A 14,921-nucleotide genomic window follows, 5' to 3' on the forward strand; every position below is an offset into this window, starting at 1 on the left:
TACGAAGTACATGCCAAGGGGCACCGCCTCACCATTGAGGCCGGGCAACCAGGTGATGGAGCTGGAAACGATGCCCATGCCATCGAGGACGGGAAGGCCCAGGAGCATAAGCGTGAAGCCGCTCATGAGCAACGCGGTCGCGAGCTTGCCGATGAAGACGACGTCGATGGGACGACGATGATAGCGCTTGACCACGAAATTGCCGAGGAACAGATAGATGTCGCGCCCAACGATGGCAAGGCAGATCCATAAGGGCAGCTCATGGCGAGCCACGAGGCCAACCACGCCGCAAAACAGCAGGGCACGGTCGACAATGGGATCGAGCATTTTCCCAAGCCAGCTGACCGTCTTGGTCATGCGAGCGATTTGACCGTCGAGCCAGTCGGTCGAGGCGGCGACGGCGTAGATGACGAGTGCGACATAGCGGTTGTAATCGGTAACGAAGAGGAAGAGGAAGACACCGGTGAGGATAAGGCGCGTGAACGTAATGAAGTTGGAGATGGTGAAGATCTTGTTAGAAGGGTAATCGGAGGTGCCGATGAGCTCCTTCTTGATCTTTTTCCGAATCTTGCCAGCAGCCACGCGCGACTCCTTGTAACGATATAGACACTGGGAGGATGATACCCGCTTTACGACCGGATAAGCCTTCCGCAAATGAAAAAGGGCGACCATAAGGCCGCCCTCTCATGCTCCGTGGTCGGGACGACTGGATTTGAACCAGCGACCCCTTGCGCCCCATGCAAGTGCGCTACCAAGCTGCGCTACGTCCCGAAGCAAGGAAGTACTTTACCCAAAGCTCGGCATAGATGCAAGGATAAATTTGCAACTTCCTAAGATTTTAGTGCCTGTGCGCGCTTGAGCAGTTCGAATGCGAGGGCCTGTTTGCCCATGCATGGCAGGGGGTCCGCCATGTCGGGCGTAACCCAGAGCACCTCGTTCGTATCTGAACCGAACGTCGAGTCGGCACGGGAGACGTCGTTGGCGACGATGGCGTCGCAACCTTTGCGAGCGAGCTTGGCGTGCGCACGCTCGGCAAGGTGGTTGGTTTCAGCGGCGAAGCCGACAACGATGCGGTTCCCCTTACGAGCTGACATATCGGCGAGAATGTCCTGGGTCTTGATGAGCTCGATATGCTTGAGCTCGCCATCAGCCTTGCTGAGCTTTTGATCGGCGGGATGCGCCGGGGTGTAATCGGCGACGGCGGCGGCGCAGATGAGCATCGAGCATGCATCAAAGCGCTCGCTCACCGCGGCGTGCATCTGTGCCGCGCTCTCCACATGAACGCCCTCTACGCCGAAGGGAATCGATAGGCCTGCAGCTGCCGTCACCAGGGTCACATGGGCTCCCATTGCATGAGCCGCCCGCGCGAGGGCGTGTCCCATTTTGCCGCTCGAGCGATTCCCGATATATCGCACGGGATCGATGGCCTCGCGGGTCCCTCCGGCGGTGATGAGGACCCGCTCCCCCTCGAGCGCCTCGGATGTTTCAAGGGCGAGCAAGGCTCGAGCGACGATATCCTCGACATCGGCAAGCTTTCCCTCGCCCGAGTCTCCACAGGCGAGGTATCCGGAGATCGGGCGGACGATGTCGTATCCGCGCTCCTCGAGCGCGGCGATATTGCGCTGTGTGACGTCCGCCTGCCACATGCCTACGTTCATGGCAGGCGCCACGACAACCGGCGCGTTGCAGGCCAAGACGGTCGTGGTGAGCAGATCGTCGGCCTCTCCATGCGCGATCTTCGCGATCACGTTCGCCGTGGCCGGAGCGATGAGGACGGCATCGGGCTCTTTGGCGAGTGAGATATGGTGGATGGGGTCGGACGGATTGTCGAACAAATCGACGGCGACCTCTTCATGCGTGAGCGCGCGAAACGTCGTCGGCCCCACAAAAGAGGTCGCATGCTCCGTCATACACACCTTGACGCGAACACCCGCCTTCTGGAGTCCACGCACGATTTCACAGGACTTGTATGCGGCGATGCATCCGGTGACGCAGACCAAGACCGTTTTCGCCATGGGCTACTCCTCGCAATCAAGCACGATGATGCGATGACAGTAGGGGCATTCGGCAATGTCGCGGGCATGGCGCAGGGCATCCATGGACGCGGGCTGAAGCGCGGTGCGGCAGACGGTGGGGACATTGCCCTCGATGCGCTCGACGGCAAGCCCTTTGAACCTGCTGAGCCCGCGCTCGTACAGATCGCGAACGTCCTCGGGCAAGCGACCCAGCAAATGCTCACGCCGGCGTATCAGCTCGTCGATTGAGGATTGCAAATCGGCCGCTTGAGAACGGGCGGCCTTGGTGTCCTCGATGATCGAAGCCTCGAACCGCGCAATGTAATCGGAGAGCTTTTGCTCACGCTCCCGTGCAAGGGCAAGGGCTTGACGTGCAGCAGGTCGATCGAACTCGATCTTATCGAGACGCTTGGCAATAAGCGAGAGCTCCTCCTCAAGATCGAGGAGCGCACGGTGGTCGCTGGCGTCGATGGGACGTGTCCGGGCTGCCTCCACCGCCTCGTGACATGCACGCTCGGCCTCATTAAGATCGTCCAAGGCGATTTGGGCGTCCTTGCGCGCGGCGAGCAGGCGCGTGGCCTCTGCCTTGAGTTTTGCGTGGGCCGAACGCTTCTTCGCGAGCTCCGCGATGAGCGGCAGATTATTGAGCGCGATGCGCTCACGTTCGAGCTCGAGATCGGTCTCCTGAAGTTTGAGAAGGTCGGAACCCATGCTCATGCGCATCCTCCTTGTGTAGGCACCCACCACTGGTGTGGGAGCGGAATGATATCTATACGGTCTTGGGCGACACCTGCGTTCGCGGTCGCATCGGCAAGTATGCGGCAAAACGGTTGCTCGGATCGGTCGTGACCGAGTAGGACAACAGAAAGCCCACGGAGCGCAAGGTCTTGCGCCCGGTGGTAACCGAGTTCACCGGTGACAACGACATCGCAGTTGCACGCGAGTGCCTGCTCACCGAAATCACCAAGCGAACCTCCCATGAAAGCAACGCGACAGACCGAAGAGGCGGCATCGCCCCAAACATGGGCACTCGTATCGAAGACGCTTTGAGCGGTAGACGCGAAATCACCCAAAAAGGTTTGTTCGATTTCGCAAACGGCTCCAAGGCCAGGCACATCGGGTTCGGTGACATGTTCGAGTGAGGAAAAGGCACTCAGGCCCATAAGGGCGGGAAGGGCCTGGCGTGCTTCCTTGGAACGATCGAGATTAGTGTGGAGGGAAATAACGCTCACGCCATGACGCGCCGCCTCGTACACCGCGGCGGACGAGCTTGGGCGCACGGACGAGGCGGGCGCGAAGCAATCGGGAGCGGAAATGTACACAGGGTGATGCGTGAGTAAGACATTAGCTCCCAACTCAGCGGTACGAAAAATCGCGTCGACCGTGGCATCGAGCGCGCAGGCGACCCCCTTGACCTCAGCATCGGGATCTCCGACGGAAAGACCAACGTGATCCCAAGCTTCGGCGTCCTCACGTGGGAACCTATCGAGTAGGTACGAAAGAAGTTCACTGACGAGCATCTATCCCACCACTTCCCACACGGCACGGGCAAAGCGATCGAGATCGCGCTCGTCGACGCGATCGTCAAACGAGATCCTAAGCGAGCCGAGGGCATCTTCGCGGGGAACCCCCATGGCGAGCAGGACGTGACTGGCATCAAGGCTCCCGCTCGAACATGCGCTGCCGGCGGAGACCTCAAAGCCGCGACCATCAAGCTGGAGGATGAGCTCTTCGGAGTCCATGCCCTCAACGTAGATGCTCACGATGCCGGGAAGTCGATCGATGGTGCTCCAATCCCCCATCGTCGCGTGAATACGGGGGTGCTCGCAAAGTGCCGCGTAGAGCTTATTCGCCATCATGCCCACGCGAACGGCATCGGTACGAACATTGGGAAGCAGCGCAGAAGTGGCTGCAGAGAGCGCTATGATGGCGCGCAGATCCTGCGTGCCGGGCCTGAGCCCCACCTCCTGGCCTCCGCCAAAGGAACGGGCCCGAATGGGCGTCCTGGTTTTGAGGTACAACGCACCGATTCCGACGGGTCCGCCGATCTTGTGGCCCGCAAGGGAAAGCGCGTCGACCCCGAGCTCGTTGACATCGAATGGCGTGTGGAGCCAGCCTTGGATTGCGTCGACGTGGATGCGTGCGCCATGTGCGTGTGCAACGCGGGCGAGTTCGCCTATGGGCTGCACGACGCCCGTCTCATTATTGGCCATCATCACTGACACGAGGGCGACATCGTCTCCCATCACCGCCGCAAGTGCATCGGGAAGAATTCGACCGGCTCGATCGGGCTTGACAAGATCGACTTCAAAGCCGGAAGCCCGAAGCGAAGCGATGTTGTCCAGGATGGAATCATGCTCGATTGCCGAGACGATGACACGCGTGCGCGTGCGCCAACGTTGTCGCACGGCATCCGGAATGCCGAGCAGTGCGAGGACGTTTGCCTCCGTTCCTCCCCCGGTGAAGATGATCTCGCTGGATCGCACCCGTGCGCCAAGGCTGTGGGCGATCGTGCGGCGACAGTCCTCGAGCTTAATCGCCGCTTGTCGCCCAAGCGAATGGAGGGAGTTGGGATTGACGCCCGCGAGCGGCGAGGAATCATATGCCTGTTGGGCCTTGATCGCCTCGGGTCGCATGGGAGTCGAGGCGGCGTAATCGAGGTTGACGTACTTCTGAGGCGGCATCTTCTAGGCACCAATCTTCGCGTATCCGAGTTCGCCGGCATGGTGAATGGCCTCGACGGCCGCCGCGGGATCGGAAGCGCCGAATACGGCGGAGCCGGCGACGAGCACGGTTGCGCCTGCGGCGGCGACCTCCTCGGCATTCCCCGACCCGATGCCTCCGTCCACCTCGATGAGGGGATTAACGCCATGCTCGCGGCACATCGCGGACAGGCGGCGGAGCTTGTCGAGCGTGCGGGGGATGAACTTCTGGCCTCCGAACCCGGGGTTCACACTCATGAGGAGCACCATGTCGAGGTCGTCGAGGATGTCTTCAAGAACAGAGACGGGCGTGGCGGGATTGAGCACGACGCCCGCCTTGCAGCCACGATCCTTAATGTGACAGATGGTGCGATGAAGATGGGTTGATGCCTCATAGTGCACGGTGATGAGGTCCGCCCCAGCGTCGATGTACCAGTCGACCGTGTCATCGGGATTCGAGATCATGAGATGGACGTCGAGTGGAATGTCGGTTGTGGACTTGCAGGCCTTGACGATGGCCGTGCCATAGCTGAGGTTGGGGACGAAGTGCCCATCCATAACGTCGACGTGGATATAGTCAGCGCACGAGATGCGGTCCAAGTCGCGCGCGAGGTTGGCCATATCGGCGGAGAGGATTGAGGGCGAGATCTTGATGGCTGACATGGTGATTCCTTTCGAGATCCTGGGGGGGTGGTGCAAAAGGGGCCCGTTCCCAACTGCACCACCCAAGAGCCGTCATTTAGTCCTCAAGGCCGTAAAACTCTTCGTTGGGGATGCGACTTACGAGGGCCGCAAGGGCGCTTTCGATCGTTTCTCCCCCATACAGGAGCTTTTCGAGTGCGAAGGTGAGGGGAACATCGACGCCCTTGCTACGGGCGAGCTCGCTGACGCTGCGCGCTGCGGCAGCGCCCTCCACCACCATGCGGCGGCGGTCCTGGTACTCCTTGAGTGTCTCGCCGTGGGCGAACGCTTCACCGAACGTGCGGTTGCGGGAGTGCTGGGACGTGCAGGTCACGATGAGGTCCCCCATACCCGCCAAGCCCATGCAGGTCATCGCCTCACCGCCGCAGGCGTGTACCAAGCGGCTGATCTCGGCCAGCCCGCGCGTCATGATGAGCGCGAGCGCGTTGTCGCCCATGCCGGATCCAGCGGCGATACCGCAGATGATGGCCATGACGTTCTTCATGGCACCGCACAACTCCACGCCCACCATGTCCGAGGAGAGGTACACACGAAAAGACGGGCTTAAAGTGAGTTCCTTGAAGAATTCCCCTATCTCGGTGCTCTCGCAGGCAATCGTCGAGGCGGAAAGGGCACCGCGGCAGATCTCCTCCGCATGGTTAGGGCCGGAAAGGGCCGCGATTCGCTCGGGATGGCCGATCTCACTGGCGATGACGTCGCTCATGAGCAGTCCGCTGCCCAGCTCGATACCCTTAGCGAGACAGAGCACGGGAAGCGCATCGGATATGAAGGGCGCGCAGTCGCGGGCAACGCCGCGCAGGAACGCAGACGGCACGGCGAAGATGGCCGCATCCGCACCTGCAAGTGCCTCATCATGTGAGTTCGTGGCCGTGACCGTCTCGGGCAGCTTGAAGTCCTTGAGGAAGCACTCATTCGTATGGCGCTCGTTGATCTCGGTCACGGGGTCCAGGTCGTAGGACCACATGGTGACGGAGTTGCCATTCGAGGCAACGAGCCCCGCCATGGCAGTGCCCCATGAGCCTGTTCCAATTAGTGCAATGTGCATGTCACTCATCCATCTTGTCGACGCGTTTGCTTAGTGAGAGCTTCGATTCCCTACCACTCATGAGCTTCTTGATATTGCCGCGGTGGGCCCATACGACGAGAAGCCCGAGGAATCCCATAATGAGTTTGAAGGTAAGGGAGGCCTGGGGGAAGAGCATGCACGCCGTGACGCCGACGAGAGCGGCCGTGGCAATCGAGCCGACACTCACGAATTTAGTGATGGCGACGAGGACGATGAAAATGCCTAAGTGAAGCAGCGCCCAAGGCACGTTGATCGCAAACAGCACACCGACCCCCGTGGCGATTGACTTGCCGCCCTTGAAGTGCAAGTAGAAGCTGAACATGTGGCCGATGACGCACGAGAGGGCGAGCACGGCAATAACGTAGTCATGCGAGCCGCCCGGGTAGAACGCCGCGCGCTCGACGCCGAATGGCCCGAGCACTCCCGAAAGCGGGATGAGCGACAGGTTGACACAGATGACGCCCTTCAAGACATCACACAAAAGGGTGAGCACGGCAACCTTGGGACCGCCCGCGCGGAGGGCATTCGTCGTACCGATGTTGCCCGAACCAACCTTCTGCAGGTCAACGTGGGCAAGACTCTTTGCGAAAATCTTACCGAAGGGGATGCCGCAGAGAGCGTAGTTAAGCAGACAGCAGAACCCGAGGAATAGCCACGGGTGAATGGGGACGCCTGCCATCTGCTACTCCTTGTCCTTGTCGCTCTTCTTGGCGCGGAATCGCAGGCGGATCGGCGTGCCCTTGAAATCAAAGGTCGCGCGCATGCGGTTCTCGATGTAGCGCTTGTAGTTGTCGCTCACGAGATCCGTATGGTTGACAAAGAAGGTGAACGCCGGGGGCTTCTCGCCGGTCTGCGTGACGTAATGCATCTTGAGGCGGCGTTTGCCGTCGGAGACGGTGTGGCCAAACTCACGCATATCGGTGAGCAGACGATTGAGTTGCGAGGTGGTGATATGAGAGGCACGGCGCTCGGCGGCGCCGTCGACCATGTCCCAGATCTTGTGGACGGAGCGACCCGTGAGGGCGGAGATGCGCAGGTACTCGGCCCACGGTGCCATGGTGAGACGACGATTGACCGTCTCCATGACGGCCTCGCGCTCATAGTCGTCCTTGAGCAGATCCCACTTGTTCAGAAGCACCACGAGGGCGCACCCGCGTTCGATGGCAAGATTAGCGACCTTCTGGTCCTGCTCGGTGACGCCCGTGGAGGCGTCGACGACGAGCAGCGCGACGTCGGCGCGATCGATGGCACGCAGACCGCGCACCATGGAGTAGTACTCGATGTTCTCGTAAACGGTGCTCTTCTTGCGGATGCCGGCGGTATCGACCATGCGATAGCGCTTGCCATCGCGTTCGACCACCGTGTCGATGGCGTCACGCGTGGTGCCTGCGACGTTGCTCACGATGGAGCGGTCGTTGCCGATCATCTTGTTGAACAGCGAGGACTTGCCGGCGTTCGGGCGGCCTATGATGGCGACGCGCAGGGTGTCGGGCTCCGTGTCCTCATCACCCGTGTCCTCGGGCAGTAGGGCGACGACCTCGTCGAGCAGGTCACCCGTGCCATGGCCATGCAGGGCGGACACGGCGACCGGGTCGCCCACGCCCAAAGAGTAGAACTCCCACAGATTGTCGTTCTCTCGAGCGGGATTGTCGAGTTTGTTTACGAGCAGGAACGTGGGCTTCTTGAGCTTGCGCACCATGCGCGCGACGCTCTCATCCTCTTCAGTGACGCCAATGGAGCCATCAACGACGAACAGGATGACGGCAGCCTCCTCGGCGGCGGCGAGGGCCTGGTCACGGATGGAGGTGGCAAAGACGTCGTCGCTCTTCATGGGCTCAATGCCGCCGGTATCGACGAGCATGAACTCGCGGCCATTCCAATCGGCCACGTGATAGCTGCGGTCGCGCGTCACGCCACGGCTCTGGTGAACAATGGCGTCGGAGGTCTGGGCGATACGGTTGACGAGCGTCGACTTGCCCACGTTCGGGCGGCCGACGATCGCGACGATAGGTCGGGACATACGTACTCCTTGAGTAGTCAGAACTGCAAGAATCTTACCATGCGCTCGGTACGGGCACGCACGCCAGCGGCCTGGACATAATCTCTTCGGGTGTGGCTCCGCTTCGCTCCACAAAACGCCCTACGAGAATATGTCCAGGCCTCAGGGCTTTGAGCCCCTACTTTCGCTCGCGTTGAATACAAGTCTTGGTGAACCGTAGACGTATCGAAGCTGACATTCCATCCCACCCCCCGCGCTCGCACCCATATCATCCCGTGCTCAAACAGCGCTTCGCGAACTGCGCGCGGGACGATATGGGTGCGAGCGCGGGCTACGACAAACGATACGCAGTTCCGCACGAGCCGAAGGGTCCTGTGGACCCTTCGTGCGAGCCAGGATTGTCCGAGCACGGGATGATATGCCAGCCGGCAGCGGAACGGTGGGTTAGAGCAGCGTATCGAGCATGAGGTTCGGCGCGGGGGTGGCGTAGCGGACGATGGCTCCGCGGGCGATGAGCTCTTCGGTGACGCTCTCGCGGCTTTGTCCGTCGAGGGTGAGTCCGTCGTAGTTGAACATCACGTTGGGGATGAGGACCTCGATGTTGGAGAGGTCCCTCGGTAGCTGTCCGAGTAGGTCGCACGCACAGATGAGACCCGTCACGTTGACGTTGCCGCCGAAGTATTCGTTCTTGATGGCGTGCGTACTCATCAGGCCGGCGGGAGTAAAGAGTCGGCAGAACTCGTCGAAGGTGCTTTGAGCCGCCTCTCCGCAGGTGATGAGGACGCGTTTGTCCGCTGAAATCAGTCTCTCCCCCGCCCTCGCTATGTCTTCAGGTCGGCTTCTCCTCAGCTCCTCAACCTCATCGAGGAAGCTCCTCAGCATGCCGATGCCATCGTAGAACTGCGGGAACCCGTCGTAGGCCTCTGCGGGCGGCACGGGAAGTTCGGCGTCGATGTAGAACTCATCGGCGAGTTGGAACACCGTGTTGCCGCGCGTAGCGCGGGCGCGCTCCTGAAACGGCTCAAGCATGTGGACCACGGCGCGCGACGCCTCGACGTCATCGGAGTAGGAAGCGGTAAAGCGATGCTGATGTTTGGTAAATCCCAGGGGCACGATTGCCAGACTCGTGATGCCGGGGCGCGCCTCAACATAATCGAGGGTGGCCAAGAGCTCTTCGCCATCGTTGATGCCGGGACACAGGACGATCTGGGCGTGGATCTCTATACCCGCATCGAGAAAACGCTCGAGCACCTCGATGCCGCGCGCGGCGTTGCGACCTATGAGCTTACGGCGGCAATCGGGGTTGATTGCGTGGAGGCTCACGTTCATGGGGGACAGCATCTTGTCGATGGCGTCGTCAACCTCATGGTCGGACATGTTGGTGAGCGTGACGAAGTTGCCTTGTAGAAAACTCAGACGGTAATCGTCGTCGCGCATGGTGAGGGTTGAGCGGCTCTCCTTGGGCAGCATGTTCATAAAACAGAAGATGCATGCGTTCACGCAGGTGCGCATCCCGTCAAAGACCACACCATCGAAATCGGCACCCCACTCCTCTCCGGGGAATCGCTCGATGACGGCAGTGGCCACGGTACCGTCGCGTGGGTCGAAGACCTCGATTTCCGCCTCGACATCTTCGGTCTCCCACAACCAGACAATCATATCGGTCAGTGGCTGGCCATTGACGCTGAGCACGCGCATGCCAGGCTCGAGGCCGATATCGTATGCCGGGGAATCGGAAGCGACGGAAAGCACGAGCGCTCCGCCAGAAGAAGGTTCTCTTGATAGGGCGTACGGAGCGACGGTACCCGCATATGAGGGCACCGTGGGACCCGTGACCATGGGCTTGTCCATTAGGGCTCCAAAAGGCGGTTTATGCAGGCGAGCGCAGCATCGATATGGGCACCGGGAGTCGATGCGCCAGCGGTGATGCCTACAAGCGCGACTCCTTCGAACCATGTGCGCTGGATTTCGGAGGAGTCCTCGATATGGTGCGTGCGAGGGCAGCGATCCATGCAGATCTCGGCGAGCCGGCGCGTGTTCCCCGAGTTCTTCCCGCCGATGATGATCATGACATCGGCGCGGGACGCGAGTTCGGCTGCACTGTCCTGGCGCTCCTGCGTAGCCGAACAGATGGTGTTGACCACGCGCAGGTCCATGGTGCGCAGCGCGAGGGCACTCACGATAGCGGCGAGATTGGCGGGAGTTTGAGTCGTCTGCACGACGACGCCCACCTTGCGCGCCAGGTCGACCCCATCGAGGTCACGGGGCGTCGAGACGACATGTGCGGCATCCCCCGCGTGGCCCAAAATCCCCTCGACCTCGGGATGGCCGCTCTCCCCCACCACGATGAGTTGGTACCCCTCGCGAACGAGTTTCTCGGCAGCCATGTGGACTTTCTTGACATACGGGCAGGTGGCGTCGAGGACCTCGAGCCCTTTGGCTCGAGCTTGGTCGATGACCTGGGGAACCACGCCATGGGCACGGATGATGAGCGTGCCCGACTCCACCTCATCAACCGTCTGAGCGCCTTTCACGCCGGCGGACTCAAGATCGCGCACGACGATGGGATTATGAATGAGGGGGCCGAGCGTCGTGACGGATCCGCGGGCGCTTTCGGCGGCATGTGCGGCAAGCTTGAGGGCCCGCTCGACGCCGTAACAAACGCCGGCGTGGGAAGCGACCTCGATACGAAGATCGGCCATTAGTACCTCCCAGGATGCTCGCGGCGAAGCTCGTCGCGGATGGCGTACATCCTGCGAACAGCTTCGTCCTCGACCCACTGGGTGCGCTCACGGCGCTTAAGACCCTCGGGCGCGTCGGCAAAAGACACCTGGTCGCCTGCACGGAGCCAGCATTTCTTGGGTCGCATGAGTTTCTTGCCCGCAGGGGTGATGTCGCGGAAACCGCAGACGGCCATAGGCGCGACGGGTGCCTTGCCCATCTGGGCGATCAAGGCAAAGCCGCCATGCACCTCGACGGGCTGGTCGTCCGTGCGAATCCTCGTCCCCTCAGGGAAAATCAACACGTCTTCTCCGCGCTGCAAGGCATGTTGCGCGGCGCGAAGGGCACTCATATCGGCTTCCCCGCGGTCGACCGGAATGCCGCCCGCCAGTGCGAACGCCCAGCGGACGATGCCCGCCTTGTTGAATTCCGATTTGAAAATGGGACGGACCCTGCGATGCGCCGCCCATTCATGCGTGATGATGGGCAGCACTTCGGCCATGGAGGTATGGTTGCAAATGATGACGGCGCTCGATCCATCAGATCCGTGGAGCTTCTCGGCATCCTCGACTCGCCAACGCCACATGAGTTTGGAAAAGACCCAGAGGACAGCCATGACGAATGTATAGATCATGCGTTCATGCAGGGGAAACTCAGCCATGGGGGCGTCATAGTGCCAAGCGCCCGAACGCTCTTCCTTCTTAGCCTCGTCTGCCACGCCTATCTCCGTTCCGCAATGAGCTGCTCGATCTTGTCCACGATCTGCTCGATGGTGTAGCTGGTGGAATCGATGCGTACCGCATCGTCGGCGCAGACCAGAGGAGCGGTTTCGCGCTGGGAGTCGAGTGCGTCGCGGCGTTCGATGTCCGCGAGCGTCTGCTCGACTTCCGCCTGGATCTGGGCCTCGTCAACGTGCTCGCCCTCATGACGCTGCAGCACACGGCGACGCGCGCGCTCACGGGGGTCGGCGGTGAGAAACACCTTGAGCTCAGCCGCGGGAAACACGACCGTTCCGATGTCGCGACCTTCCGCCACGACGTCGCGATCGAGGGCGAAGCGGCGCTGGGGATCGAGCATGGCGCTGCGGACGCCGGGGTTCGCAGCGGCAGCGGATACGTTGCGATCGACCTCGGGCGTCCGAATGGCCTCGCTCACGTCCTCGCCATCGACGAAGACCGATACGTTTCCGTGCGACTCGCCACCGAACGTGATGTGTATGTCGCGTGCGAGCTGGGCGACCGCATCGACATCGGCGAGGTCGATGCCGCGACGAAGCGCGGCCAAGGCCACGGAGCGATACATGGCTCCCGTATCGAGCTTGGAGAAGCCGAACCGCGATGCGACCTCTCGGGCAATCGTCGATTTACCAGATCCGGCTGGTCCGTCGATGGCGATGATCATTTGTTCTCCTTCTACTTGAGTCCATTGGTGAGGAGCGAAACTTCGTACTCGGTCAATTCGCGCCAAGACCCCGAGGGCAAATCGCCGAGGTCGAGATCACCAAAACGCGCGCGGTGGAGCCTGAGAACCGGATGTCCGACTTTGGAAAGCATGCGCTTGACTTGGTTCTTACGACCCTCGCGTATGGCGATCTCGACCGCCGAAGTACCGTGCGGTATTCCCCGAGGCGCGACCTCGTGAGCCTCACGCTTGCCTATGAGACGGCAACGGGCGGGTTGACAGGGTCCGTCATCGAGCGTGATGCCGTGCCTCAGCATCTCCAGGTCGCCGTCATCCAGCTCGCCGTCCACCAGGGCCACGTAGGTCTTCCACACGTGATGGGATGGATGCAAAAGCATTTGGCCCAGATCGCCATCAGTGGTGAACAGAAGCAGCCCCGTGGTGTCCATATCGAGTCTCCCAACGGGAAAGAGACCCGGGTATGCGTGGCGCGGAACGAGATTCGCGACGGTGGGGCGACCGTGGGGATCGCTCATGGTGGTCAATACCCCTGCCGGTTTGTTGAGCATGATATATGCCGCGCCGAGACCCAGAACCACGGGGACGTCGTCGACGGTGACGGCGTCACGAGCGGGATCGACTTTGGTGCCGAGCTCGGTCTTGACCTCGCCGTTAACGCGAACACGGCCGGCTGTCATGAGCGCTTCCGATCCTCGCCTACTCGCCACGCCGGCGCGCGCGAGAAAACGCTGCAAGCGCATGGGTACGAGGCGCTCGTCATCGGGGTGGACCTTCGCGGTATTTCGGTTCGGCCCCTGCTCGCTACACATCGAAATCCTCGTCGACGTCCCCATCGATGAGCTCACGCTCCTCCTCGAGGTCCTCATCGACCTCATCGAGCGTCGATTGGATGGAGCGGCCCGAGAGGCGCTCGCGGATAAATTGACGCGCCTGTTCATCGGGGGCGAACTGCTCAAGATCGGGCAGATCGCGCGTGCTGCGCAGGCCGAACTTCTCCAAAAACGCATTGGTCGTTCCATAGATGATGGCCTGGCCCCGCTGGGGGTCGCGTCCCATCTCGCGAATTAGACCCTTGTCGACGAGTGACGAGATGACGCCGTCGGAGTTGACGCCGCGAATGCCCTTGACCATTTCGCGTGTGACGGGTTGGTGGTACGCGATGACCGCGAGCGTTTCCAGCGCGGCCTGAGATAGCTTTTGGGTGTCCCAAGACAACACGAACGCTTCAACCTGCTCATGGAAGGCGGGGTGCGTGAACAAGCGCCATCCGCCGGCGACCTCACGGAGCTGAAAGCCGCGGTTCGCCTCCTCATACTCGACTTTGAGCTCGGCCAGCAGAGAGGCGACCTCGCCGGGCGCAACGTGGAGCACCGCGGAGAGTTGGCTTGCGCTCACCGGGTCGCTCGAGACGAGCAAGAGCGCCTCGAGAGCGCCTTTCAGTGAGTTCTCGGCGAGTGATTCCAAGTTGTCCATTTAGTCCTCCTCGTCAAAGAGGGAGCCGTCATCGGGGTGGTACGCGGGCGCGCCCTCAACACGGTCGATGCGAATGGTGCCGAAGTTCTCATCCTGCTCAAGCAGGAGCGATCCGCGCTTGGCGAGCTCGAGAATGGCGAGAAACGTGGCGACGATCTGCTCGGTGGTGGCATCGCCGTCGAGCAGATCCCTGAACGTCATATGGGGACGCGCCGTGGTAACCCGATCGACCGAGGCGACGGTGAGCTCGATGGGAATGCGGTGCGGAGCGACGTGTTCGGCTTCGAGCAGGAAGGTCTCGCGCTTACCGTCCAAGTCCGCGCAGATGACCGCCAAGCCCCTCAACGTGATGCCGGCGAGGTAGTCGGGCATGAGGTTCAAGAACTCTGGATCGGGACCGGCAACGCGGGGATGCATGCGGTTCTCGGACTCCATACGCGCGCCAAGGGCCGCAGCAGCGCCCTTGAACTGCTTGTAGGCGATGAGACGCTGGATGAGCACTTCGCGTAGCGCGTCGCCGTCGAGCCCCTCGAATTCATCATCGAGATCTGCGTCGTCGCGGGAATTCGGGTGCTCGTCATCGGGAACGAGAGAAGACGCCTTGATATCGAGCAAGGTCGCGGCAACGAGCAGAAAGTCGCTCGCGACATCGAGGTCAAGTGCCTCGATCCGCTCGACCTCGGCCAAGTACTGCTCGGCGACCTCTGCGATGGAAATAGATCCAATATCGACCTTTTGCCTGGTCACCAATTGCAGCAGCAAGTCGAAGGGGCCCGAGTAGCCCTGCGTGGAAACGCGATAGGACACCAAACTCCCCCTTC

Annotated in this window: 16 protein-coding genes and 1 tRNA gene; all 17 read right to left on the reverse strand. The window is 61.3% G+C overall.

The genetic code is table 11. The features are described from left to right. Positions 1 to 582: CDP-alcohol phosphatidyltransferase family protein (locus ACT8II_RS03585; RefSeq protein WP_443813015.1), on the reverse strand; the 582-nt coding region annotated here is incomplete at its 3' end. Positions 583 to 694: 112 nt separating this feature from the next. Then, a tRNA-Pro gene (locus ACT8II_RS03590) sits at positions 695 to 771 on the reverse strand. Between the two features lie 59 nt (positions 772 to 830). After that, entirely contained in the window at positions 831 to 2,015 is a 1,185-nt protein-coding gene (gene coaBC / locus ACT8II_RS03595; RefSeq protein ID WP_294158591.1) for a bifunctional phosphopantothenoylcysteine decarboxylase/phosphopantothenate--cysteine ligase CoaBC, read from the reverse strand. Positions 2,016 to 2,018: 3 nt separating this feature from the next. After that, positions 2,019 to 2,732, reverse strand: coding sequence for a zinc ribbon domain-containing protein (locus ACT8II_RS03600; protein ID WP_294158587.1), 714 nt, complete (start codon positions 2,730 to 2,732; stop codon positions 2,019 to 2,021). Then, positions 2,729 to 3,535, reverse strand: a complete 807-nt coding sequence (locus ACT8II_RS03605; protein ID WP_118653858.1) for a Nif3-like dinuclear metal center hexameric protein — start codon at positions 3,533 to 3,535, stop codon at positions 2,729 to 2,731. Before ACT8II_RS03605 ends, ACT8II_RS03600 begins: the two co-directional genes overlap by 4 nt. Further along, positions 3,536 to 4,699, reverse strand: coding sequence for a cysteine desulfurase family protein (locus ACT8II_RS03610; RefSeq protein ID WP_118653857.1), 1,164 nt, complete (start codon positions 4,697 to 4,699; stop codon positions 3,536 to 3,538). 3 nt (positions 4,700 to 4,702) lie between these two features. Then, positions 4,703 to 5,380: a ribulose-phosphate 3-epimerase gene (gene rpe / locus ACT8II_RS03615; protein ID WP_443813016.1), complete on the reverse strand. Its 678-nt coding sequence runs from the start codon at positions 5,378 to 5,380 to the stop codon at positions 4,703 to 4,705. Positions 5,381 to 5,456: 76 nt separating this feature from the next. Then, positions 5,457 to 6,473: an NAD(P)H-dependent glycerol-3-phosphate dehydrogenase gene (locus ACT8II_RS03620; protein WP_199588906.1), complete on the reverse strand. Its 1,017-nt coding sequence runs from the start codon at positions 6,471 to 6,473 to the stop codon at positions 5,457 to 5,459. Beyond that, a complete protein-coding gene (gene plsY, locus ACT8II_RS03625; protein WP_118653854.1) occupies positions 6,466 to 7,164 on the reverse strand; it encodes a glycerol-3-phosphate 1-O-acyltransferase PlsY in 699 nt (232 codons plus the stop codon). Before plsY ends, ACT8II_RS03620 begins: the two co-directional genes overlap by 8 nt. A gap of 3 nt (positions 7,165 to 7,167) precedes the next feature. Continuing rightward, complete coding sequence (gene der / locus ACT8II_RS03630) at positions 7,168 to 8,505, reverse strand: ribosome biogenesis GTPase Der (protein WP_443813017.1); 1,338 nt, start codon at positions 8,503 to 8,505, stop codon at positions 7,168 to 7,170. A gap of 423 nt (positions 8,506 to 8,928) precedes the next feature. Next, positions 8,929 to 10,335, reverse strand: a complete 1,407-nt coding sequence (locus tag ACT8II_RS03635; RefSeq protein ID WP_443813018.1) for a DUF512 domain-containing protein — start codon at positions 10,333 to 10,335, stop codon at positions 8,929 to 8,931. Further along, the gene (locus ACT8II_RS03640; protein ID WP_294158576.1) at positions 10,335 to 11,186 is read right to left on the reverse strand and encodes a 4-hydroxy-3-methylbut-2-enyl diphosphate reductase; all 852 of its coding nucleotides are present in this window, start codon (positions 11,184 to 11,186) and stop codon (positions 10,335 to 10,337) included. Before ACT8II_RS03640 ends, ACT8II_RS03635 begins: the two co-directional genes overlap by 1 nt. Then, entirely contained in the window at positions 11,186 to 11,923 is a 738-nt protein-coding gene (locus ACT8II_RS03645; RefSeq protein ID WP_317440039.1) for a lysophospholipid acyltransferase family protein, read from the reverse strand. Before ACT8II_RS03645 ends, ACT8II_RS03640 begins: the two co-directional genes overlap by 1 nt. Before the next feature lie 2 nt (positions 11,924 to 11,925). Next, on the reverse strand, positions 11,926 to 12,606 hold the full coding sequence (gene cmk, locus ACT8II_RS03650; RefSeq protein WP_118653851.1) for a (d)CMP kinase: 681 nt from the start codon (positions 12,604 to 12,606) through the stop codon (positions 11,926 to 11,928). 11 nt (positions 12,607 to 12,617) lie between these two features. Beyond that, positions 12,618 to 13,436, reverse strand: coding sequence for a pseudouridine synthase (locus ACT8II_RS03655; protein ID WP_412108191.1), 819 nt, complete (start codon positions 13,434 to 13,436; stop codon positions 12,618 to 12,620). Next, entirely contained in the window at positions 13,429 to 14,100 is a 672-nt protein-coding gene (gene scpB, locus ACT8II_RS03660; protein WP_294158574.1) for an SMC-Scp complex subunit ScpB, read from the reverse strand. The genes ACT8II_RS03655 and scpB overlap by 8 nt, the downstream gene beginning before the upstream one ends. After that, on the reverse strand, positions 14,101 to 14,907 hold the full coding sequence (locus tag ACT8II_RS03665) for a segregation and condensation protein A (protein ID WP_294122156.1): 807 nt from the start codon (positions 14,905 to 14,907) through the stop codon (positions 14,101 to 14,103). Between the last annotated feature and the right edge of the window lie 14 nt (positions 14,908 to 14,921).

Origin of the sequence: Collinsella sp., from assembly GCF_052346665.1 — a bacterium.
In the GTDB taxonomy this organism is placed as follows: domain Bacteria; phylum Actinomycetota; class Coriobacteriia; order Coriobacteriales; family Coriobacteriaceae; genus Collinsella.

Bases quoted from the DNA above. Each gene is read 5' to 3' on its own strand.
- coaBC (WP_294158591.1), bottom strand. From the start codon at position 2,015: ATGGCGAAAACGGTCTTGGTCTGCGTCACCGGATGCATCGCCGCATAC.
- ACT8II_RS03600 (WP_294158587.1), bottom strand. From the start codon at position 2,732: ATGAGCATGGGTTCCGACCTTCTCAAACTTCAGGAGACCGATCTCGAG.
- ACT8II_RS03605 (WP_118653858.1), bottom strand. From the start codon at position 3,535: ATGCTCGTCAGTGAACTTCTTTCGTACCTACTCGATAGGTTCCCACGT.
- ACT8II_RS03610 (WP_118653857.1), bottom strand. From the start codon at position 4,699: ATGCCGCCTCAGAAGTACGTCAACCTCGATTACGCCGCCTCGACTCCC.
- rpe (WP_443813016.1), bottom strand. From the start codon at position 5,380: ATGTCAGCCATCAAGATCTCGCCCTCAATCCTCTCCGCCGATATGGCC.
- ACT8II_RS03620 (WP_199588906.1), bottom strand. From the start codon at position 6,473: ATGAGTGACATGCACATTGCACTAATTGGAACAGGCTCATGGGGCACT.
- plsY (WP_118653854.1), bottom strand. From the start codon at position 7,164: ATGGCAGGCGTCCCCATTCACCCGTGGCTATTCCTCGGGTTCTGCTGT.
- der (WP_443813017.1), bottom strand. From the start codon at position 8,505: ATGTCCCGACCTATCGTCGCGATCGTCGGCCGCCCGAACGTGGGCAAG.
- ACT8II_RS03635 (WP_443813018.1), bottom strand. From the start codon at position 10,335: ATGGACAAGCCCATGGTCACGGGTCCCACGGTGCCCTCATATGCGGGT.
- ACT8II_RS03640 (WP_294158576.1), bottom strand. From the start codon at position 11,186: ATGGCCGATCTTCGTATCGAGGTCGCTTCCCACGCCGGCGTTTGTTAC.
- cmk (WP_118653851.1), bottom strand. From the start codon at position 12,606: ATGATCATCGCCATCGACGGACCAGCCGGATCTGGTAAATCGACGATT.
- ACT8II_RS03655 (WP_412108191.1), bottom strand. From the start codon at position 13,436: ATGTGTAGCGAGCAGGGGCCGAACCGAAATACCGCGAAGGTCCACCCC.
- scpB (WP_294158574.1), bottom strand. From the start codon at position 14,100: ATGGACAACTTGGAATCACTCGCCGAGAACTCACTGAAAGGCGCTCTC.